The following is a 21,275-nucleotide window of genomic DNA, read 5'->3' on the forward strand; positions in this document are numbered from 1 at the left end:
TCAGGCCCGCTTCGGCCAGGCGAAGCTGAGCAGGAACAACGCGGCGGCGCTGACCACGATGGACGGCCCGGCCGGGGTGTCCTCGTACCACGACAGCGTCAGCCCCAGGCACACCGCGACGATACCCAGCAGGCTGGCACCGAAGGCCATCTGCTCCGGCGTGCGCGCATGGCGTTGCGCCGCGGCGGCAGGAATGATCAGCAGCGAGGTGATCAGCAGCACGCCGACGATCTTCATCGCCACGGCGATCACCACGGCGATCAGCAGCATCAGCGCCAGGCGGATACCGGCCACCGGCAACCCTTCGACCTTGGCCAGCTCCTCGTGCACGGTGATCGCCAAGAGTGGCCGCCACAGCGGAATTAGCATCAGCAGCACCAGGGCGCTGCCGCCGATGATCCAGGCCAGGTCGCTCGGTCCCACGGCGAGCAGATCGCCGAACAGATAGCCCATCAGGTCGATGCGCACGTCATCCATGAAGCTCAGCGACACCAGGCCCAGCGACAGCGTGCTGTGGGCGAGGATGCCGAGCAGCGTGTCCGAGGCCAGCGGCTGGCGCTGCTGCAGGGTGACCAGCAAGAGCGCGAGCAGCACGCAGCCGACGGTCACCGCCAGGGTCAGGTTGACGTCGAGCATCAGCCCGAGGGCGACGCCGAACAGCGCGGCGTGGGACAGGGTGTCGCCGAAATAGGCCATGCGCCGCCAGACGACGAAAGAGCCGAGCTGGCCGGCGACCAGCGCCAGGGCGAGGCCGGCGAGCAGGGCGTTGAGAAGGAAATCGGGCATCGGAGGCTCTGTCTAGTGCTTGCAGTTCGGGCCGTGGACGTGGGGTTTGCCGGTCACCACGCTGCCGTGCAGGTCGTGGCTGTGATCGTGCTGGTGGTGGTAGATCGCCAGGCTGCGTGCGTCCTGGCCGAACAGCTCGACGAAGGCCGGGTCGCTGCTGACCTGCTCCGGATGCCCCGAGCAGCAGACGTGGCGATTGAGGCAGACCACCTGGTCGGTGGCGCTCATCACCAGATGCAGGTCGTGGGAAACCATCAGCACGCCGCAGCCGTAACGGTCGCGCAGTACGCCGATCAACCGGTACAGCTCGGCCTGGCCAGCCACGTCCACACCCTGTACGGGTTCATCCAGCACTAGCAGTTCCGGTTCGCGCAGCAGGGCGCGGGCGAGCAGCACACGCTGCATCTCGCCGCCGGAAATCTTCTGCAGCGGGCTGTCGATGACGTGTTCGGCACCGACTTCGCCCAGCGCCGCCAACGCACGGGCACGGTCGACGCCGGGCACCAGGCGCAAAAAGCGCAGCACCGACAAGGGCAGGGTGGGGTCCACGTGGAGCTTCTGCGGCATGTAGCCGACACGCAGCTTCGGCTTGCGCCAGACCTGGCCGCGATCGGGTTTCAGCAGGCCGAGCACTGCCCGTACCAGCGTGGTCTTGCCGGCGCCATTGGGGCCGATCAGGGTGACGATCTCGCCGCGATGCACCTGCAGTTGCGCGCCTTCCAGCACGTTCTGGTTGGCGAAGCGCACGTGGATGTCATCCAGCCGCAGCAGCACCTCGCTCATGCGGCTTTCCGGCAGTTTGAGCAGAGGCCGACCACTTCCACGGTCTGCCCCTCGACGGCGAAGCCGACGCTGGCGGCGGCGCTGTCGATGGCCTCGGCGATGGCGCGTTGCTCGAGTTCGATGGCGGTGTGGCAGTGCCGGCAGATGAGGAACTGGCCCTGGTGTGGATGCTCCGGACGGTTGCAGCCGATGAAGGCGTTGAGCGACGCGATGCGATGCACCAGGCCGTTCTCCAGCAGGAAATCCAGCGCGCGGTAGACGGTGGGCGGCGCGGCGCGGCGGCCATCCTGCTCGCTCAGTACGGCGAGGATGTCGTAGGCGCCGAGCGGCCTGTGGCTTTGCCAGACCAGCTCCAGCACACGCTTGCGCAGGGCGGTCAGGCGTACGCCCTGGCGCGCGCAGAGGCTGTCGGCTTCGGCCAGCGCGTGGCTGACGCAATGGTCATGGTCGTGGGGCGTACAGGCCAGCGGGGTCTTGGACATGAGCGGCGACGTGTTGGGGTAGAGACGTTATTATGTACCAATTCCCCCCGTACGAGTGACGCCCGTGAATCGTCTTTTTTCCCTTCCCTTGCTCGCGGCGCTGGTTGCTGGCGCCGCGTCCGCCCACGCCGAAGTCCGCGTGCTGACCAGCATCAAGCCGCTGCAGCTGATCGCCGCGGCGGTTCAGGATGGCGTCGGTGAGCCTGACGTTCTGCTGCCGGCCAGCGCTTCGGCGCATCATTACTCGCTGCGACCGTCCGACGTACGGCGTATCCGCGATGCGCAGCTGTTCTACTGGATCGGCCCGGATCTGGAGAGCTTCCTGCCGCGCGCACTGAGCGCTCGTGAAGGCACGACCGTAGCGGTGCAGGACGTGCCAAAACTGACTCTGCGTCGTTTTGGTGATGCGCACGCGGACGACGAGGCTGAACATCACGATCACGACGATCACGACGATCACGACGATCACGACGATCACGACGGCCATGACCATGATGCTCACGAGCATGACGAAGCCGCACATGGCGAGACCGCCCATGCCGACGAGCACGACCATGACCATCGGCCGGGCACGCTCGATGCGCACCTGTGGCTGCTGCCAGCCAACGCCCTGATCATCGCCGAGCGCATGGCCGCTGACCTGGCCGCCGCCGACCCGGCCAACGCACAGCGCTACCAGGCCAACTCGGCGGCCTTCGCCCAGCGCATCGAGGCGCTCGACGCCCGCCTCAAGCAGCGCTTCAGCAAGGTGCAGAACAAGCCGTTCTTCGTTTTCCACGAGGCCTACGACTACTTCGAGGCGGCCTACGGCCTGCGCCATGCCGGCGTGTTCAGTGCCGGTGGCGAGTCGCAACCCGGCGCCCGGCATGTCGCGGCGATGCGCGAACGCTTGCAGCAGGCCGGGCCGAGCTGCGTATTCAGCGAACCGCCGGCGCGTCCGCGACTGGCTGAAACGCTGACCGCCGGCTTGCCGGTGAAGATGGCGGAGCTGGACGTGCTCGGTGTCGGCCTGGCGACCGATGCGCAGGGCTACGAAAAGTTGCTGGAAGGCCTCGGCGACACCCTGGCGGACTGCCTGGAGTCGCTGTGATACCGGGCCCGGCCTGATCTGACAGGCCGGGTTGCCTCCCGCAGCGCTATGTCAGCCAGCCTTGCGGATACCGTCGGCGAGCAACTCCATCATCTGGTCGATCTCGGCCTTCTCGACGATCAGCGCCGGCGACAGCGCAATGGTGTCGCCGCTGGCGCGTACCAGCAGGCCCTTCTCGAAACATTCCCGGAACACCTCGTAACCGCGCTTGCCGACGCCATCGGCATGGGCAGCGAACTGGATACCCGCGACCAGCCCGACCGTGCGGATGTCGATCACGTTGGGCAGGTCCCTGAGGCTGAACAGTGCTTCCTGCCAGTAGGGCTCCAGGTCGATGGCCTTCTGGAACAGGTTCTCCTGCTGATAGATCTGCTGGGTCGCCAGTGCCGCTGCGCAGGCCACCGGATGCCCGGAGTAGGTGTAGCCGTGGAAGAACTCGATGACGCTTTCCGGTCCCTTCATGAACGCATCGAACAGGTGGTCGGCGACCAGCACCGCGCCCATGGGAATCGCGCCGTTGGTCAGGCCCTTGGCGCAGGTGAGGATGTCCGGCGCCACGCCCCAGCGCTGGGCGGCGAAGGCTTCGCCGACACGGCCGAAGCCGGTGATGACCTCATCGAAGATCAGCAGGATGCCGTGCTTGGCGGTGATCTCGCGCAGACGCTGCAGATAGCCCACCGGCGGCAGGATGACCCCGGCCGAGCCGGACATCGGCTCGACGATCACCGCGGCGATGTTCTCCGCGCCATGCAGCACCACCAGCCGCTCCAGTTCATCGGCGCGCTCCACGCCATGCTGCGGCAGGCCGCGGCTGAAGGCGTTGCGCTGCAGATCGAGGGTGTGCGGCAGGTGATCGACGCCCGGCAGCATCGGGCCGAAGGCGCGGCGGTTGTTGGCCATGCCGCCCACCGACATGCCGCCGAAACCGACGCCGTGATAGGCCAGCTCGCGGCCGATCAGCCGCGTACGCGAGCCCTGACCGATGGCGCGCTGATAGGCCAGGGCGATCTTCAGCGCGGTATCCGCCGACTCCGATCCGGAGTTGGTGAAGAACACCCGGTTCAGTCCTTCGGGGCTGATGGCGGCGAGTTTCTCGGCCAGCTCGAAAGGTAGCGGATGGCCCATCTGAAAGGTCGGCGCGAAGTCCATCTTGGCGATCTGCTTGCTCACCGCTTCGCTGATCTCGCGCCGGCCATGGCCGGCATTGCAGCACCAGAGCCCGGCCGTGCCGTCGAGTACCTGGCGGCCGTCGCTCGCCGTGTAATACATGCCCTCGGCGCTCTCCAGCAGGCGCGGCGTGGCCTTGAACTGGCGGTTGGCGGTGAAGGGCATCCAGAAGTGATCGGGCGAGGCGTTGGGATGGAAATCCTGTGACATGGGGCTGGCTCCGGGTGGCGAGCGGCTATGCTGCGACGGCGAGCCGCAGGGTTTTCATCGAGTCTATGTTTAATAAAACGAACAAAACAAGGCGATAGACCGGCCGTTCGTAAAAAATATTGATAGGGTCCGCGCCGCTGGTTTAGGGTGCCTTTTCCACAGCCCGAAGACCTGACTAGAGAGGATGCACCATGCCCACCCTGACCCTCGCCGACTGGCAACAGCGTGCCCGCGACCTGCACATCGAAGGTCGCGCCTTTATCCAGGGTGAGTATTGCGCCGCGGCGGACGGCGGCCAGTTCGACTGCATCAGTCCGGTGGACGGGCGGGTGCTGGCGCAGGTCGCCAGCTGCGACCAGGCCGACGCCGAGCGCGCGGTGGCCAGTGCCCGTGCCGCATTCGATGCCGGCAGCTGGTCGCGTTTGGCACCGGCCAAGCGCAAGGCGGTGCTGATCCGCTTTGCCGATCTGCTGGAAGCCCACCGCGAGGAGCTGGCGCTGCTGGAGACCCTCGACATGGGCAAGCCGATCGGCGACTCGCTGGCGGTGGACATCCCCGGCGCCGCGCGGGCGCTGCGCTGGAGCGGCGAGGCGATCGACAAGATCTACGACGAAGTGGCGGCCACGCCCCACGACCAGCTGGGCCTGGTTACCCGCGAGCCGGTCGGCGTGGTGGCGGCTATCGTGCCGTGGAATTTCCCGCTGATGATGGCCTGCTGGAAGCTCGGCCCGGCGCTGGCCACCGGCAATTCGGTGGTGCTCAAGCCCTCCGAGAAGTCGCCGCTGACCGCCATCCGCATTGCCCAGCTGGCGATCGACGCCGGCATTCCGGCCGGCGTGCTCAACGTGCTGCCGGGCTACGGCCACACCGTCGGCAAGGCGCTGGCGCTGCACATGGACGTCGATACCCTGGTCTTCACCGGTTCCACGCGGGTCGCCAAGCAGCTGATGATCTATGCCGGCGAATCGAACATGAAGCGCGTCTGGCTGGAGGCCGGCGGCAAGAGCCCGAACATCGTCTTTGCCGACGCGCCCGATCTCGAAGCAGCAGCTCAGGCTGCGGCCGGCGCCATTGCCTTTAACCAGGGCGAGGTCTGCACCGCCGGCTCGCGCCTGCTGGTGGAGCGTTCGATCAGGGAGCGCTTCCTGCCCATGGTGGTCGAGGCCCTCAAGGGCTGGAAACCGGGCAATCCGCTGGATCCGGCGACCAACGTCGGCGCGCTGGTGGATACCCAGCAGCTGAACACCGTACTCGGCTATATCGAAGCCGGTCGTGGGGCGGGTGCGCAGGTGCTGATCGGCGGCCAGCGTACGCTGGAGGAAACCGGCGGGCTGTACGTCGAGCCGACCATCTTCGATGGCGTCGACAACGCGATGAAGATCGCGCAGGAGGAAATTTTCGGTCCGGTGCTGTCGGTGATCACCTTCGACAGCGCCGAGGAAGCGATCGCGATCGCCAACGACACGCCCTATGGCCTGGCCGCGGCGGTGTGGACCGCCGACCTGTCCAAGGCGCACCGCACCGCCCGGGCGCTGCGCGCCGGCAGCGTGTGGGTCAACCAGTACGATGGCGGCGACATGACCGCGCCGTTCGGCGGCTTCAAGCAGTCCGGCAACGGCCGCGACAAGTCGCTGCACGCCTTCGACAAGTACACCGAGCTGAAGGCGACCTGGATCCAGCTCTGACGGCATCCGTAGGTGGGTGTCGCTTTTTACATCCACCTTGTTGCACAGCCATGGTGGATCGATGAAGCGTGATCCACCCTACGGTTTTTTGAGCATTCAGCTAGCTTTGCCCCCACTGCCCGCTGCGGCGCATTGCGCCCCAGTGGTGCTTGCGACGCGAGAACCATTGCCAGAGCCCGCGGCAGCGCCAGACGGTATTCAGCTGGCGGTAGCCGAAGTTTTCCAGCACGGCCATCAGAAACAGCTGCAGCATGTCGCGCCGACGGCTGTAGACGCGGAACGACATGGTTTCCAGCAGCAGGCCGTTGACCGACAGCAGGATGCCCATGCCGATCGCCACCAGCAGGAAGGCCGCCAGCGCCGCGTAGGACACCGCGCCGAAGGCGAAGCCGGCGAGCATGAAGCCGTAGCCGACCAGCTCGATCAGCGGGCCGATCCATTCGAACAGCGCCATGAACGGCCAGGCCAACCAGCCCGGCGTGCCGCCACGCAGGCTGAAGGCCAGCCGCGCATGCCGGCTCAGGCTTTCGGCCAGGCCGCGTTGCCAGCGGCTGCGCTGGCGGCCCAGGGTGCCGAGGTCTTCCGGGCATTCGGTCCAGCAGATCGGGTCCGGCAGGTAACGGATGCGGTAGGGGATGCGTTTCTCGCGGTGATAGCGATGCAGCCGCACCACCAGCTCCATGTCCTCGCCGACGGTATCGGTGCGATAGCCGCCGACCGCCATCACCCGTTCGCGGTCGAACAGGCCAAAGGCGCCGGAGATGATCAGCACGGCATTGAGCGGCGACCAGCCGAGACGGCCGAAGAGAAACGCACGCAGGTATTCGACGATCTGGAAGCGCGCCAGCCAGTTGCGTGGCAACCCGGCCTGGATAAGAAAGCCGCCGCGCACCTGCGAGCCGTTGGCGATGCGCACGGTGCCGCCGGCGGCGATGGTGCGTTCGTCCTCGAGGAAGGGCTGCACCACGCGCAGGAGGCTATCGCGCTGCAGGATCGAGTCGGCGTCGACACCGCAGAACAGGCCGTAGCGCGCGGCATTGATACCGGCATTCAACGCATCGGCCTTGCCGCCGTTGGCCTTGTCCACCACCCGCAGATTGGCGTAGCGCCGCGAACGATAGATGAGATGGCCTGCACCGGTTGGTGGGCCACGGCCTGGCGCAGCGGCTCGGGGTGCGGCACCAGGTCGAATTCCTCGATCAGCACGGCGAGGGTGTTGTCCTTCGAACCGTCGTTGATCACCACGATCTCGAACTCGGGATACTGCAGCTGCAGCATCGAGCGCACCGAGGTGCGGATGGTCGCTTCCTCGTTGAACGCCGGCATCAGCACCGATACCGGAGGCTCCACACCCAGGTAGGGCGCCAATTCGCCGGTTTCCGCCCGTTGCCGGATGTAGCCCATGAGGCTTGCCATCGACAGCATGTTGAGCAGCAGGTACATGCCGTTGAGCAGCAGGAAATAGAGGATGAATGCGATCTGCAACCACCACAGCCAGGTATCGGTCACCGGCGCACCTCCGCGATGGCGCGGCGCAGGGCGTCCCTGCCGTAACGATCACGAACCTGTTCAAGCATATGCTGCAGCCCCTCCAGCGTTGCGCCCGGCATCGCCGCGAGGCTGTCGGCCGCCGCCTGGCGCACCCACCAGCTGCTGTCCGATAGCAGCGGCAGGAACAGTTCGCTGTCTTCGCGGCGTGCCTGTTTGTGCAATGCCTGCAGCGCCGCCAGACGCACGGTGTCCTGTTCATGCTGCAGGGCGCGTAGCAGGCGGTGGCGGTCGCGCGGGTCGCCGAGTTCGCACAGGCAGCGCAGCGCTACCTGCAGATATTCTGCCGGTGCGCCTTCGTCCAGCCGGGCACGGGCCCAAGGCGCGGCGTGGCGGGGATCGCCCTGCACGAGCAGGGGAACCAGACGCTCGCGACGCGGATCTTCCGAGGAGGACAGCACGATCAGCAGCGGCGTGGTCACGGCCTGTTCGCCAGCCTGCTGGCAGAGACTGATCAGCCGCGGCAGCGCCCAGTCGGGGCGATTCACCGCCGCCGGCAGGATCAGCGCCATGGCTTTGCTGGCGTCCATCGCCACCAGGGTCTGGGCGGCGGAGAGGGCGACGATGGAGTTGCGGCTCAGCAGTAGCGGTTGCACCGCCTGCCAGTGCGCGGGGTCAGCCAGATGCCGCAGGCAGGTCAGGCCGATCAGCTTGCTGCGCACTCTCCCGCGCAGCAGGATCAAGGCCTGGCGGTCCATGCCCAGAGCGATCAGCGCGCGGTTCATGCGCTCGCGTGCGGCCCCGCGCAACTGTAGCTGGGTGCGGTTCCACTGCAGCAGGAACCACAGCTGTCGCCGCCGTGGCAATGGCGCATGGCTGGGCGGGAGTTCGTCGCTCAAGCTGCAGAGGGCGAAGAAGGGCCGCCACTGTTCGTTGAACTGCTGCCGGCGTACGGTGCGCCGGCGTGATACCTCACCGAGCAGCAGAACCTGCAGCAGCACCAGCACCGTCAGTGCGCCGAGGCCGAAGGCGCAGTACAGCGCCAGTTGCAGCATGCGGTCTTCCTGCCAGAGCTGCGCCCAGGCGTTCGCCGATGCTTCGCACAGCCAGTGGGGGCAGCGCGCCAGCCATTCAGAAAGCATGACGCAGGCCGAGCTGCAGCCATTGCCGGTCGTAGTAGCTGCCCTGCTGGTGATGGCCGATTTCCCAGCTCAGCGCCCAGCGGCTGTCGAACCAGTGGCGACCTTGCAGGCTGATGGCGCGCACGTCGCTGGTGATCAGCTGCTGTTCCTCCACCGCTTCTTCCTCGCCGACGGTCAGGCGCAGGCCGGCGTAGCTCAGGCCCTGGTAGTAGTAGTCCAGCGCTAGGTCATGACCGATCGGCGTTCCGGCATTGGCGACATCGGTGACGTTCAGCGTGTAGCCGGCGCGCCAGGCGTTCCAGTAGCGTTCGGCGCTCAGCGCCAGGCGGTCGACCCGGGTGGTCTCGTACTCGGTGCGGCGGACACTGACGGCGCCGAGGTAACCGTCCGGTAGCCGCCGCTGCAGGCGCAGATCGGCATGCCACTCGGGAAGGAAATAGGGCGACGGCTGGTAGCCGACCTCCGGTTGCAGGGTCCAGTTCTCGTCCAGCGCAATGACGGCGCCGGCTTCGACGCCTTCGTCCCACTCGCCGAAGCGTTGCTCGCGTGTCAGCGCGCCATACCAGCCGAGACTCTCCGGTTTCGTCGAGGCGTAGTCCAGGCGCTGGCTGCGCCAGTTGTCAAAGCCGCTGTCGAGCCAGTCCTGGCGAGCGGAGATTTCCAGTTCGTGGCGTCGCCTGGTCGCGGCGTCGACCACCGGCACGGGCGCCGCTGCGGTGCTGGGCACGGTCAGCGCAGCACGGGCCTGCTGGATCACCTGCTGCACCTCGGCATAGTCCGGGGCGAGCTGGGCGGCGCGCTCGAGCGATTCCAGCGCCCGTTGCGGATGACCGGCCCAGAGTAGCGCCTGGCCCTCGCCGAGCAGATAGTCGGCGTTGTCCGGCTGTTGCTGCAGCAGGCGGCGATAGATCGGCAGCGCCTGTTCAGGGCGGCCTTGCCAGCTCAATACGCGGGCGAGCAGGAACTGCGCCGCGGTGTCGTCCGGCTGCCCGGCCAGATGCGCCTGCAGCGTGGCCTCGGCCGCGTCCAGTTGTTGCGCCTGGACCTGCCGCTCGGCGGTAGCGACGTCCGCCAGCGCCGCACTGCATGGCAGCGCCAGGGCAATCAGCATGGCCGCTCGCTTCATCGGCGGCCCCTCAGCAGTCGGCGGATGCGCGCCAGCAGTTCCTCCGGCTGGAAGGGCTTGGTCACGTAGTCGTCGGCGCCGAGTTCCAGTGCTCGGACGATGTCCACTTCACGGGCCTTGGCCGTCAGCATCAGCACCGGCACGCTGTCCCAGCCGGGCTGCGCCCGCAGCCGTTCGATGAGTTCCAGGCCGTCATGGTAGGGCAGCATGATGTCCATCAGCGTCAGGTCCGGCGGCTCGCCCTGAGCGAAGTACTCCAGTGCCTGCCGCCCATCGGCGGCGTGGTCGACCACGAAGCCGTGACGTTCGAGCATGTAGCGGATGAGAAAGGCGATGTCTTCTTCGTCTTCCACCATGAGAATGCGTTTGCTGGCGGATTCGCTCATGGGTGAGCCTCGTCGGTTTCGTGTGTGTGCCCCGGCGGCCAGTGTTGCAGCAGGTGCTGGATCAGCCTGGCCAGCTCATCGCCGTCGTGACGGGATTTCACCAGTTGGCGCAGCGCCAGGCGGTCGTCCTGAATCGGGGTGTCGAGCGCGGAAAAGATGATCACCGGCGGCGGTGGGACGCTCTGCGCGAGCTGGTCGAACAGCTCGGTACCCTGACCGTCCGGCAGCATCAGGTCGATGATGGCCAGGTCGAACGTCTGTGCCGCGATCAGCTCGCGCGCTTCGTGCAGCGTCGCGGCGCCGGAAAGGTCGACGTCGAGCACGGCAATCTGCCTGGCCAGCAGCACCCGCAGGTCGTCATCGTCCTCGACGTGCAGGATGCGCGGCCGGTGTCCACCCAGCTGCAGACAAGCGCGGATGACGTCCATCACCCGCGAGGGGTCGATCGGTTTGTGCAGCCAGTCGATCACGCCCACCGCGCCGCCGCGCAGCGTGCCGTCGTCGTCATCGCGGCGCTGCGGCTGCAGGCTGACGATCAGCACCGGCAGGTTGCGGTAGTTGTGCTGGCTGCGCAGGCTCTGCAGGAAGGCCGCGCTGTTTTCGTCATCCAGCGCCGGGCTGAGGGTCAGTGCCTCGATGTCGAACTGCTGCAACAGCCGGCGTGCCTCGGCTGCGGTGCCGCTGATCAAGGTCGCGTAGCCATGCTGCTGCAGCGCCGCGGCCAGCTGCTCGGCCGCATGGGTGTCCGGCTCGAGGATGAGGATCAACGCAGCATTGTCAGGCTGGGTTGCTCTGGCTGGCGGCGTAGTGGGGCGCTGCAGCGGCGCCGCGGATCGCACCTCCAGCGGCAGCTGCAGCCAGAAGCGCGAGCCGTGACCTTCCTGGGAGTCGAAACCGATCTGTCCGTGCATCTGCTGCACCAGCGAGCGGGTGATCGCCAGTCCCAGCCCGGTGCCGCCGCGCTGGCGGGCGTCGGAGGAATCGGCCTGGGCGAAGCGCTCGAAGATGCGCCCACGGAAAGCCTCCGGAATCCCCGGCCCCTGATCCTGTACGCCGAGTTCCAGCACGTTGTCATGGTGACGTAGATCGACCGTCACGCTGCCGCCGGCGGGGGAATGCTTGATCGCGTTGGACAGCAGGTTGGCCATCACCTGGGCGAAGCGGTCGGGGTCGACCATGGCTTCGCTCGACAGCGACTCATCGGCGCCCACCAGCGTGAGATTGACGTCGTAGTCGCGGGCGTACGGCTGGATATCCGACAGCGCCTGCTGCACCAGCGCGCGCACGTCATGGTGGCCGAAGTTGAAGGCCAGGCGTCCGGCTTCGAGTTTTTCGATGTCGAGGATGTCGTTGATCAGGCGCACCAGGCGTTCGCTGTTCTTGTGAGCGATATCCAGCAGCGGGCGGGCGTCGTCGCCGATATGTCCGGCAATGCCTCCGATCAGCATACCGAGGGCGCCGCGGATGGCGGTCAGCGGCGTGCGCAGTTCGTGGCTGACCGTCGAGATGAATTCCGTTTTCATCCATGCGTCGGCGCAGGGAGATGTCCACCGCCACCGTGACCACATGACAGGTACGTGTCGAGATCCGCAGCGGGCGCTTGACCACCTGGAACCAGTGCTCCGCGCCATGGGCATCGGTCAGCGCGACCTCGGTGCTGCGCAGATCGCCGCTGCCTCCCGCCAGTTCGGCCAGCTCTTCGTCACCCAGCAGCAGCGGTTGCAGCCGCACGGCAGACGGCACCTCGTCGGGGCGGCGCTGCTCGATGTCCTGCGGGCGCACGTCCAGCAGGGCCGCGAGCGCCGAATTGCAGAGCAGGAAACGACCCTGGGCGTCGCGAACGAAGATCAGGTTCTCGTCGGTGTCGACCACGCGGCGGAGAAAGACCTGCTGGTCATGCAGGCTGTCGCGGTTGCGCTGCAGTTCGCTGACGTCGCGCGCGATGGCCAGATGATCGCCCAGCCCGGTGGGCGTCAGACGAACCTCGAAGGTGCGCTGGGTCTGCAGCTCGCACCAGGTCTTCTGGCGCAGTGCGCCCTCGTCGGTCTGATTGAGCAGCTCGATGAGCAAGGGTTCGATCGCTTCCGGCGGCGGTGCGCGGCGCGGGGTGCCTCGCGAAATGCTCGACACCTGCTGCCGCTCATCGACCGCGTAGAGGTGGTCCGGGATGGCCTGCAGCAGCGCCCCGAGGCGTGCCTCGCCGGCCTGGGCGCTGCGGGCGAGCTGCTGGCGAATCTGCAGATTCCGCTGCAAGGCCCAGAAGGCCGCCAGAAACAGCCCGATCACCACCAGCGTGCCGATCAGTGCCAGTTGCTGCGCGCGCTCGGTGGTGCGTGCCACGGCTGCGCTGGCGGCGGCCAGGTGGCTGCGCTCGTGCTGCTCGACGGCGTTGAGCAGTGCGCGCAGGCGGTCCATCAGCAGGTGCCCGCCGGCCTCGCGCAGACGCTCCACGGCAGCCTGCAGCCCGGCCTCGCGGCGGGTTTGCATGTTGCCGGCGGCAACTTCGAGGCGGTCGGCGATGGTCGCATCGAGGGTCCGGAACCAGCGTCGGTCGGGATAATCACGTCCTTCGACCTGGCGCTGCAGGCTGCGTCGGTTGCCTTCCAGTTGTCTGAGGCCACGTTCGTAGGGTTCGAGATAGGTGGGGTCGCCGGTGAGGATGAAACCGCGCGAACCGGTTTCGATGTCCTGTAACGAAGAAAAGATCGCCTGGACCGAGGTGATGATTTCCAGGCTGTGGCTGACCGAGCGATTGGTCTGCAACAGCGCTTCCTGCGTGCGCTTGCCTTGCCAGCCAAGCGCGACGAGCAACAGAAACGCAGCGAGAAAGGCGATTGAATGCCAACCGATCGCGAGTCTTGCGGGCAAATCGGACTCCTTCCGCCGGGGATGACTGCACAGAATCCCCAGTTGCCTCGCTACCGCGTGGTCACCGGGATGAACTCAGTGTAGTCAGACCTGCACGAACCACAGCGGTTCGCCGCCGAAAGGGCCGGGCGCTCAGCGCTGGGCGATTTGCACCTGGTTGCGGCCGTTGTGCTTGGCCACGTACAGCGCCTGGTCGGCATGCTCGAGCAGCAGGCCGGAGGCGCTCTGGCCGTCGGTCTCGCAGATGCCGGCACTGAAGGTCACGCGGAACTCCTGGTCGCCGGCATTGAAGCTCAGCGCAGCGAAGCGCACGCGGATTTCGTCGAAAATGCGTCGGGCCTGCAGGGCCGAGCATTCGGGCAACACGGCGACGAACTCCTCGCCACCGTAGCGGCCGAGGCTGTCGATACGCCGCAAGCGCTGGCGCAGCAGGTTGGCCAGGGCGCGGATCACATTGTCGCCGGCGGCGTGCCCGTAGGTGTCGTTGATCTGCTTGAAATGATCGAGGTCGAGCATCACCACGCTGGCGGGTTTGCCGGTGCGGGTGGTGCGCTGCACTTCCAACGCCAGCTGTTCCTTGATATCAGCGTGCTTGAGCAGGCCGGTCAGGCTGTCGCGGGCCAGCGCCGTACTCAGCGAGCGCGCACGCTGTGCGTGGGAATACACCGCGGCCACCAGCGCGGTATCGCTGATCGGTTTGGTGATGAAATCGTCGCCGGCCTTGAGCAGTGCGGCCATCTGCCGGTGGGTATCGGTCTCGGCGGAAAGGTAGATGATCGTCACCCGCAGCCATTCGTCATGCAGGCGGATCATCTGCGCCAGCTCTGGCCCCGAGCAGTCCGGCATGTTGACGTCCAGCAGCAGCACCTCGGGGTTGAAGCTGCGCATGGTTTCCAGCACGCGGGTCGGCTCGGTGAGTATCTGCACCTGCATCTGTGCGTTGCGCAGCACCAGGCTGTAGCGTGCCGCCAGCTCCGCATCGTCATCGACGATCAGCACACGGAAGGGTTCGCCCTGCTGTCGATCGAGGCAGCGCTCCAGGCTGTTCTCCAGCTGGGTGATATCCAGCGGGCGGACGAAGAAGCCCTGCGCACCGGCGCGCACCGCAGCCAGCTGGCTGGCGAAATCGGCCCGGTCGTGGATGAGCAGCAGCGGCAGTGGCTGCTCGAGGCCTTGCTGCAGAGCGGCGAGCGCCTCGAAATCGCTGTCCTGCTGCACGCTGACGATCAGTGCGTCGGGCAGCTCATCGGCTACGGCCTGTTGCAGTGCGGCGAAATTGGGCCACTGGCTGACCAGATAGCCGAAGTTGCGCAGGGTCACCGCCATGCTGGCGCCCGCGACCGGATCGGCCTTCATCAGGTAGATGCGACAGCCGGGTGCCGGCTCTTCGTGATGCTCCGGCAGTTCCGCCGCGCCGTGGCGTTCCTGGCCGGGGGTTTCACTGGCCAAGTGCAGCACCGCGCGGGCGAAGGCCTCGGCGGCGCGGCTGCCCGGCTTGGCCGAATCAAGCCAGCGATCAGCCCGCTGCTCCAGCTGCCTGGCGCGCTCCCCGAGCTTGGCGAAGCCGAAGGTGCCGGCGGCGCCGGCCAGCCGATGCAGGCGCTCGCGGATGCTCAGCATCACTAGCCGGCGGCTGGCGGTGGCACGGGTCTGCTGCAGATCCTGGGCGAGCGTGGCGAGGTCGGTCAGGTCGGCCTGCAGGCGCTCGCCGAACTGCTGTTCCAGCTGCGCCAGTTGCGCCTGCAGCGCCAGGCGGGTGCGATCATCCATGCTCGGCCTCCCAGATCTGCCGCAACTGGTTGGCAAGTTGCAGCGGATCGAACGGCTTGCCCAACACCTGACGTACGCCGAGCTGGCGCAGCTCCTGCAGCCGTTCGGGCTGCAGGTGGCCGGTGAGAAACACCACGGGCGTCTGCTGCAGGTCGACCAGATCGGCCAGTTGGCGAACCAGCTCGATGCCGTCCATCTGCGGCAGCATCACATCGAGCAGGATCAGGTCGGGGGCGAAGGCCTGTACCTGGTCGAGCGCGGCCTGGCCGGACTGACAGCTGAGCACTTCGAAGCCGCCGAGCTTTTCCAGCGCGATACGCGTCACCACTTGGATGGACGGTACGTCTTCGACGTGCAGGATGCGCTTGAGCTGTTTCATCACGGGCTCTCCTTGGCCTGGCCTTGTATGGGTAGTTCGAACCAGAAGCAGGCGCCCTGGCCGGGCTCGGATTCGAAGCCGATCTGCCCGCCCATGTGCTCGATCAGCTCCTTGCTGATCGCCAGGCCCAGTCCGGTTCCGCCTTGCTGGCGGCTGTCGGACGAGTCGGCCTGGGCGAACTTCTGGAATACCCGCGCACGAAATTCGTCGGAAATGCCCGGGCCCTGGTCTCGGACGCTGACCCGTACCCGGTCGTCACTGACCTGCGCCGACAGCTCGACCCGTTCACCGGCCGGGGAAAACTTCGCCGCGTTGGACAGCAGGTTGCTCAGCACCTGCTGTAGGCGCATGGCATCGACCGTCACGCTCACTGCCGGGCAGGCGCCGAGGTGCAGCTGCACGCCATGCCGTTCGGCATAGCTGCCGTTGCTGCGCAGGGCCAGCTCCAGCTGGGGTTGCAGCGGTTGTTCGAGCATGTCGAAGCGCATCTTGCCGGCGTGCAGCTTGTCCATGTCCAGCAGGTCGTCGATCAGCGCGCTCAGGCGCTGGCTGTTCTGCTGGGCGATCTCCAGCAGTTCGTGCATCGACTCGGGCACTTCGCCCATGACGTTCGAGCAGATCAACGCCAGCGCGCCGGTGATGGACGTCAGCGGCGTGCGCAGCTCATGGCTGACGGTGGAGATGAACTCGCGCTGCAGGCGTTCGATGCGCTTGCGTTCGGTGATGTCGTGCAGCACGACGACCGCGCCCATGCGCTGGCCATCGGAGGTGTACAGCGGGTCGGCGTTGGACAGTACGTGCCGCGGTGCGCCATTGCTCAGCAGCACCATCTCGTGGTCGATGACGTGCTCGCCATTGAGGGCGCGGCGCAGGGGAATCTCTTCGGGTTTCAGCGGGGTGACGCCATCGGCGCGGTACAGCCGGTAATGGCGGGCCCATTCGCTCGGCGATAACGGGGCGACATCGGCGCCATGCCACTGCTTGGCCTTCTCGTTGAACAGGGTCAGATTGCCTTCGGCATCGCAGGCGATCACCGCTTCACTCAGCGCCTCGAGCAGGCGCCGGTTCATCTCCTGCTGTTTGTCCAGCTCCAGCTGCTCGGCCTTGCGCGCGGTGATATCGGTAACGAAGCCGTGCCAGAGCACCGAGCCGTCGACCTGCTGCAGCGGGGTTGCCCGCGCCTCGACCCAGATCAGCCCCTTGTGCGGGTGCTCGACACGGTGCTCGCTGTGCCAGGGCGTGAGTTCACGAGCCGCCTGGCGGATGCTGAGCAACAGGGCGCTGCGGTCGGGGCCGTGGACCCGGCCGACGATCGGCGCAAAGCTGCTGGCCAGCTGCGCCGGGCTGAGCCCGTAGATCTGCTCGACCCCTTCACTGACATAGGGAAAGCACGCCGGTCCATCGGCGCGCCAATGGAACTGGAAGAGCATGCCCGGGACCTGCGCGGCGATCTGCTGCAGGCGCAGTTGCAACTGCTCCTGATAGGCCAGGTCGTAGGCGTTGACCAGGTAGCCGCGCAGGTGCTCCTGCTCGTCATGGATCGCGGTCACGCCCAGCAGCACCGGCACCTCGTTGCCGTTCTGGTGGCGCAGGCGCCATTCGGACATGTCGCGCCGCCCGCGGTGAAGCGGCGCGGTCAGCACCGAGAAATCGGCCTCGAGCGGTATCTGCAACTCGCTGGAGAGCAGCAGCGCCCGGCGCTGCAGTGCCTCCGGGCAGAACAGCGCAGCGGTCAGTGGATGGCCGACCAGCGCCTGTTCGCTGTAGCCGAGCAGGCGCTCGGCGGTCGGGTTGACGCTGGTGACGACGCCGTCAGGTCGGGTCACCAGTACCGCGCTGGAGGCACTGTCGAGGATCGCCTGTTGCAGTGCCGCCTGCTCGGCGTGACGGTGCGCCAGCAGATGCTGCTCGAACAGGCGGATCACCTGGCGTCCGAGGCGCTCCAGGGTCTCGCGCTGTTGAGCGCTGAGCCGCCGCGGCTGGCGGTCGATCACGCACAGGGTGCCGAGGTTGTAGCCATCCGGCGAGGTCAGCGGCGTGCCGGCATAGAAGCGGATATGCGGATCGCCGAGCACCAGCGGGTTGTTGCAAAAACGCGGGTCCTGCAGCGTATCCGGTACCTCGAAGATCTCGTCGCCGGCGATGGTGTAGGTGCAGAAGGAGATCTCCCGCGAGGTCTCGCTGACGTCGAGGCCGACCCGGCTCTTGAACCACTGACGGCGGTCGTCGACCAGCGAGATCAGCGCGATGGGCGTGTCGCACATCTGCGCGGCAAGCGCGGTGAAGTCATCGAAGGCGCTGTCCTCGGGGGTGTCGAGGATTTCGTAGCGCAGCAACGCTGCCAGGCGTGACAGCTCGCGCGGCTGGACGGTGGATGGCATCGGCGTCGTGCTGTGTTGCGGTGACTCCATCGTCGGCGCCTTGCTGGTTCGGTGAAGGGCGTCCGGGTCGGGTCGGGTAGCGTGGCACGACCGGGGCTTAAGCAGTTCTGCCTAGTATCGGCCACTCAGCCAGATGCTGCGAATCTGCTCGGCCAGCTGCATCGGGTCGAACGGCTTGACGATCACGTCGCGCGCGCCCAGCTTGCGCAGGTGCTCGATCTCGCTCGGCTGCACCTTGGCGGTCATGAATGTTACCGGAATCCGTTCCAGGTCGATGCGCTCGCGCAGCCTGAGCAGCGTCTGCGGGCCGTCCATGCCCGGCATCATCACGTCCAGCAGGATGAAGTCGGGGGCGAAGGCTTCGACTTCCTCCAACGCCTGTGCACCAGAGGAGCAGGACAGCACCTCGTATCCGCCAACGGCCTCCAGGGCCAGTTTGGTCACCGCCTGAATCGACGGATCGTCTTCAACGTGCAGGATGCGCCTTAGCTCGGCCATTGTGCCTCCGGGGGTCGTTTGCGTGCGCGTCCGCTTAACGGAAGCATCAGGATCGATCTTGCGCCAGCGGCGCGACTGGCAGTTCGCACCAGAAACAGGCGCCTTCGCCAGGCTCGGAATCGAAACCGATCCGGCCGTGCATGTGTTCGATCAGTTCCTTGCTGATGGCCAGGCCCAGGCCGGTGCCTTCCTTCTGGCGGCTGTCGGAGGAATCGGCCTGGGAGAATTTCTGGAATATCCGTGTGTGGAATTCAGGGGCAATGCCCGATCCCTGATCGCGTACCGAGATTCGCACCCAGTCATTGCGTCGCTCGCTGCCGAGCGTAACGGTGCCACCCTGCGGCGAGAATTTGACCGCATTGGAGATGAGATTGGCCAGTACCTGCTGCAACCGGTCGTCGTCTGCCATCAGCTGCACGTCCGGCGCTGGCAGCAGCTCCAGCGTGACGCCATGCTTGCTGGCGTAGCCCTGATTGGCGGCAATTGCCTGTTGCAGTTGCGCCGGCAGCGCATGCGCGCGCAGGTCGAGGGTCATCTTGCCGGCGACCAGCTTGTCCATGTCCAGCAGGTCGTCCACCAGGCGCCCCAGGCGCAGGCTGTTCTGGTGGGCGATGCTGATCATCTGGCGCATGTTTGGCGAGGGTTCGCCCAGGGCACCGCCGACGATCAGGCCGAGGGCGCCGGAGATCGATGTCAGTGGCGTACGCAGCTCGTGGCTGACGATGGACACCAGCTCACTCTTCATCCGCTCGATGCGCTTGCGTTCGGTGATGTCGCGCACCAGGCCGATGAATCGGCGCTCGCCGTGGTGGTTGATCTGCGACACGCGCAACTCGATGGTGAAGGTTTCGCCGGTACGCCGCAGGGCGGTGAGTTCGCGGTTTTGTTCCAGCGCGCGAGGTATGCCGCGTCTTTCGTAGGTCTCCAGATAGCCGTCGTGGGCGGAGCGGTCCGGTTCGGGCATGAGCATCGACAGGTTGCGGCCGATGACCTCCGCGGCGCTGTAGCCGAAGATATGTTCGGCGGCATGGTTGAAGGTTTCGATGATGCCTCGGGCGTCGATGATGATGATGGCGTCGATCACGTTGTCGATCAGCATGCTCAGGTAGCGCTCGCGCTCCTGCATCTCTTCCTTGGCCAGCGCCTGGTCGGTGACATCCCAGATGAAGCCGTCGCACCAGCCCACCGGGTCGTCGCGCTCGTGCAGTACGCGGGCTTTTTCGCGCACGTAGACGGTGCGGCCTTCGGCATTGATGAGGCGGTAGACGCCCTCGAAGGTGTCCTGCTCGGCGTGTTGCCGGGCCAGCTCGAGGTCGTCTGGGTGGATCAGGCTGGCGTAGCTGCGCACGCGGTCGCCGACGAAATCGCCGGCCGGGTAGCCGGTCAGGCGTTCGATGCCGTCGCTCAGGTAACTCATGCGCCGGCGGCCGTCGTTGCGGCAGCGGTAGACCACGCCCGGCAGGTTGCTGACCATGGCGCGGAAGCGGCTCTCGCTCTTCTGCAGCGCGCGGGTGGCTTCCATCAGTTCGGTGATCTCAGTCACGAAGCCGTGCCAGAGCACGGTGCCGTCAGGACGTCGCTCGGCGGTGGCACGTCCCTCGGCCCAGAGCAAACCGCGTTGCGGATGCTGGATGCGGAACTCCACCGAGCCGGTTGTCGACCCAGCAGCCACACGCAGCAGTGCGGCTTTCAGTCGTGGCAGATCCTGCGGGTGAACGTGCACCAGGGCCTGGGAAGCATCTTCCAGTAGCCGCTGCGGGTCGATGCCGTACAGGTCACGTGCGCCCTCGCTGGCATAGAGGAAGGCATAACGGCCGTTGGCGAAGCGCTTGAGCTGAAACACCACGCCGGGCAACAGGCTGGCGATCTTCTGTGCGCGGTCGAGCAGGCGCTGGCGGCGTCGGCCCTGCTGTTGCTGGCTGAACTGATGCTGCAGCTGCGCGCCGATGCGCCGTTGCAGCAGTACCGCCAGGGTCAGCAGCAGCGCCTCGGCGATCAGCCAGGCCAGACTCCATTTGATCAGCAGCCGGCGCTCGGCCTGTTGGTGCTCCTGCTGCATCGCGGTGATGTCGCGCCAGACCAGCGCCGCTGCCAGCAGCGGCGCCGATGGCTGGGCCCGACGGTCGCTGTGCAGGGGAATCTGATTGAGCATATAGGTGCGGCCGTCGGCACTCAGCAGGCGCAAGGCCAGGCCGCTCTCCGGCTCGGGCAACATGCCTTGCTGCGCCCAGTGCAGTATCTGCGTCGCCGAATGCTCGATCAGCAGCCAGTCGCCGTCGCTGCGCAGTTGCACGCCACTGGGGGATTCCACGTCCGCCGCCTGCAGTGCCTGACGCTTGACCACCAGCGCCAGCCCGGCAGCCAGCTGATCGCCCAGCTCGGGCAATTCCGGCAGCACGTTGTAGCCGACTTCCAGGGCGCCGATGATCTCGCCGGACTCGCTGTCGGTGGCACGCAAAGGAACGATGGCGCGACTGCTGGCGCCGAGCGCATTGACCTCCATGCCGTACTGCATGCTGCCTTCGCTCATCGCGCGGCGCAGCATCGGGCGCTGCGCCGCCATTGCGTCACCGAAGCGCTCCGGTTGCTGCATGCGCAGCAGGGCGACCCCAGCGTCGCTCCAGAAGATCTGCAACTGCAACGCGCCGTGGCGTTGCATGGCGCTCCAGGCCGGGCTCAACGCGGCGCGCAGACGCTGGCGTGCCAGCTCGATACGTGCATCGCCCATGGCCCGGCCATCACGTAGCGCCGTATCGATCTGGCGTACCTGGCGCAGCACTTCGGCATTGCCGGCCAGCGCCGTGGCGACCATGTCGGCCTGCCGTCGCTGATTGAGCTGCGCGCTCTGCAGCGCCAGGCTCTGCAGTTCGCCGTGGGTGTCGATTTCCAGGTGCCAGGCGGCATCGCGCGCGCGGTAGTCATTGAATGCCAGGCTACCGAACAGCAGCACGAGCAGCAGGCTGCCGAGCGTGAAGATCCAGTGGGGTGTGGTGATGCCGGCGTTCGTCATCGGCGGGCCGGCCAGAGGCGCGAG

At 66.6% G+C, this 21,275-nt stretch carries 14 protein-coding genes and 2 pseudogenes; 2 read left to right on the forward strand and 14 right to left on the reverse strand.

Going from position 1 to position 21,275, the window contains the following annotated elements:
• From znuB to zur, 3 genes are read right to left on the reverse strand one after another with little or no spacing between them, the layout of a single operon-like run.
• Complete coding sequence (gene znuB / locus LO50_RS04355) at positions 1–786, reverse strand: zinc ABC transporter permease subunit ZnuB (protein WP_044314229.1); 786 nt, start codon at positions 784–786, stop codon at positions 1–3.
• Between the two features lie 12 nt (positions 787–798).
• Complete coding sequence (gene znuC / locus LO50_RS04360) at positions 799–1,569, reverse strand: zinc ABC transporter ATP-binding protein ZnuC (RefSeq protein WP_023445753.1); 771 nt, start codon at positions 1,567–1,569, stop codon at positions 799–801.
• Positions 1,566–2,051: a zinc uptake transcriptional repressor Zur gene (zur, locus tag LO50_RS04365; RefSeq protein ID WP_044314230.1), complete on the reverse strand. Its 486-nt coding sequence runs from the start codon at positions 2,049–2,051 to the stop codon at positions 1,566–1,568. Before zur ends, znuC begins: the two co-directional genes overlap by 4 nt.
• A gap of 64 nt (positions 2,052–2,115) precedes the next feature.
• On the opposite strand from zur, the gene znuA reads away from it, so the two are divergent.
• The gene (gene znuA, locus LO50_RS04370; protein ID WP_044314231.1) at positions 2,116–3,141 is read left to right on the forward strand and encodes a zinc ABC transporter substrate-binding protein ZnuA; all 1,026 of its coding nucleotides are present in this window, start codon (positions 2,116–2,118) and stop codon (positions 3,139–3,141) included.
• A 51-nt stretch (positions 3,142–3,192) separates the two neighbouring features.
• Here the strand turns inward: znuA and aptA are convergent, their stop codons facing one another.
• The gene (gene aptA / locus LO50_RS04375) at positions 3,193–4,518 is read right to left on the reverse strand and encodes an omega-aminotransferase AptA (RefSeq protein WP_044314232.1); all 1,326 of its coding nucleotides are present in this window, start codon (positions 4,516–4,518) and stop codon (positions 3,193–3,195) included.
• Positions 4,519–4,709: 191 nt separating this feature from the next.
• On the opposite strand from aptA, the gene LO50_RS04380 reads away from it, so the two are divergent.
• Positions 4,710–6,203 (forward strand): aldehyde dehydrogenase, encoded by a 1,494-nt coding sequence (locus LO50_RS04380; RefSeq protein ID WP_044314233.1) that lies wholly within the window; start codon positions 4,710–4,712, stop codon positions 6,201–6,203.
• A 100-nt stretch (positions 6,204–6,303) separates the two neighbouring features.
• On the opposite strand, the pseudogene LO50_RS04385 reads toward LO50_RS04380, so the two are convergent.
• From LO50_RS04385 to LO50_RS04430, 10 genes and pseudogenes are all read right to left on the reverse strand, one after another.
• Positions 6,304–7,712 (reverse strand): annotated as a pseudogene (locus LO50_RS04385) (glycosyltransferase family 2 protein).
• Positions 7,709–8,833, reverse strand: a complete 1,125-nt coding sequence (locus tag LO50_RS04390) for a HEAT repeat domain-containing protein (protein ID WP_044314234.1) — start codon at positions 8,831–8,833, stop codon at positions 7,709–7,711. Before LO50_RS04390 ends, LO50_RS04385 begins: the two are co-directional and overlap by 4 nt.
• Positions 8,823–9,959 (reverse strand): YaiO family outer membrane beta-barrel protein, encoded by a 1,137-nt coding sequence (locus tag LO50_RS04395; protein ID WP_044314235.1) that lies wholly within the window; start codon positions 9,957–9,959, stop codon positions 8,823–8,825. The genes LO50_RS04390 and LO50_RS04395 overlap by 11 nt, the downstream gene beginning before the upstream one ends.
• Positions 9,956–10,345: a response regulator transcription factor gene (locus tag LO50_RS04400; protein WP_044314236.1), complete on the reverse strand. Its 390-nt coding sequence runs from the start codon at positions 10,343–10,345 to the stop codon at positions 9,956–9,958. The genes LO50_RS04395 and LO50_RS04400 overlap by 4 nt, the downstream gene beginning before the upstream one ends.
• Positions 10,342–13,213, reverse strand: a pseudogene (locus tag LO50_RS25635) (CHASE3 domain-containing protein). Before LO50_RS25635 ends, LO50_RS04400 begins: the two are co-directional and overlap by 4 nt.
• Positions 13,214–13,345: 132 nt before the next feature.
• A complete protein-coding gene (locus LO50_RS04410) occupies positions 13,346–14,983 on the reverse strand; it encodes a diguanylate cyclase (protein WP_044314237.1) in 1,638 nt (545 codons plus the stop codon).
• Positions 14,976–15,362, reverse strand: a complete 387-nt coding sequence (locus LO50_RS04415; protein ID WP_044314238.1) for a response regulator — start codon at positions 15,360–15,362, stop codon at positions 14,976–14,978. The genes LO50_RS04410 and LO50_RS04415 overlap by 8 nt, the downstream gene beginning before the upstream one ends.
• Entirely contained in the window at positions 15,362–17,773 is a 2,412-nt protein-coding gene (locus LO50_RS04420) for a PAS domain S-box protein (protein WP_044314239.1), read from the reverse strand. Before LO50_RS04420 ends, LO50_RS04415 begins: the two co-directional genes overlap by 1 nt.
• A gap of 81 nt (positions 17,774–17,854) precedes the next feature.
• Positions 17,855–18,241: a response regulator gene (locus tag LO50_RS04425; protein WP_014822179.1), complete on the reverse strand. Its 387-nt coding sequence runs from the start codon at positions 18,239–18,241 to the stop codon at positions 17,855–17,857.
• A gap of 46 nt (positions 18,242–18,287) precedes the next feature.
• Positions 18,288–21,251, reverse strand: a complete 2,964-nt coding sequence (locus LO50_RS04430) for a PAS domain S-box protein (protein ID WP_044314240.1) — start codon at positions 21,249–21,251, stop codon at positions 18,288–18,290.
• Positions 21,252–21,275 lie beyond the last annotated feature (24 nt).

Source organism: Stutzerimonas stutzeri, from assembly GCF_000935215.1.
In the GTDB taxonomy this organism is placed as follows: domain Bacteria; phylum Pseudomonadota; class Gammaproteobacteria; order Pseudomonadales; family Pseudomonadaceae; genus Stutzerimonas.

Coding starts and splice junctions, on each gene's coding strand:
- LO50_RS04400 (WP_044314236.1), bottom strand. CDS start 10,345: ATGAGCGAATCCGCCAGCAAACGCATTCTCATGGTGGAAGACGAAGAA.
- LO50_RS04415 (WP_044314238.1), bottom strand. CDS start 15,362: ATGAAACAGCTCAAGCGCATCCTGCACGTCGAAGACGTACCGTCCATC.
- LO50_RS04425 (WP_014822179.1), bottom strand. CDS start 18,241: ATGGCCGAGCTAAGGCGCATCCTGCACGTTGAAGACGATCCGTCGATT.
- LO50_RS04420 (WP_044314239.1), bottom strand. CDS start 17,773: ATGGAGTCACCGCAACACAGCACGACGCCGATGCCATCCACCGTCCAG.
- LO50_RS04390 (WP_044314234.1), bottom strand. CDS start 8,833: ATGCTTTCTGAATGGCTGGCGCGCTGCCCCCACTGGCTGTGCGAAGCA.
- aptA (WP_044314232.1), bottom strand. CDS start 4,518: ATGTCACAGGATTTCCATCCCAACGCCTCGCCCGATCACTTCTGGATG.
- LO50_RS04380 (WP_044314233.1), top strand. CDS start 4,710: ATGCCCACCCTGACCCTCGCCGACTGGCAACAGCGTGCCCGCGACCTG.
- LO50_RS04395 (WP_044314235.1), bottom strand. CDS start 9,959: ATGAAGCGAGCGGCCATGCTGATTGCCCTGGCGCTGCCATGCAGTGCG.
- znuC (WP_023445753.1), bottom strand. CDS start 1,569: ATGAGCGAGGTGCTGCTGCGGCTGGATGACATCCACGTGCGCTTCGCC.
- zur (WP_044314230.1), bottom strand. CDS start 2,051: ATGTCCAAGACCCCGCTGGCCTGTACGCCCCACGACCATGACCATTGC.
- LO50_RS04430 (WP_044314240.1), bottom strand. CDS start 21,251: ATGACGAACGCCGGCATCACCACACCCCACTGGATCTTCACGCTCGGC.
- znuB (WP_044314229.1), bottom strand. CDS start 786: ATGCCCGATTTCCTTCTCAACGCCCTGCTCGCCGGCCTCGCCCTGGCG.
- LO50_RS04410 (WP_044314237.1), bottom strand. CDS start 14,983: ATGGATGATCGCACCCGCCTGGCGCTGCAGGCGCAACTGGCGCAGCTG.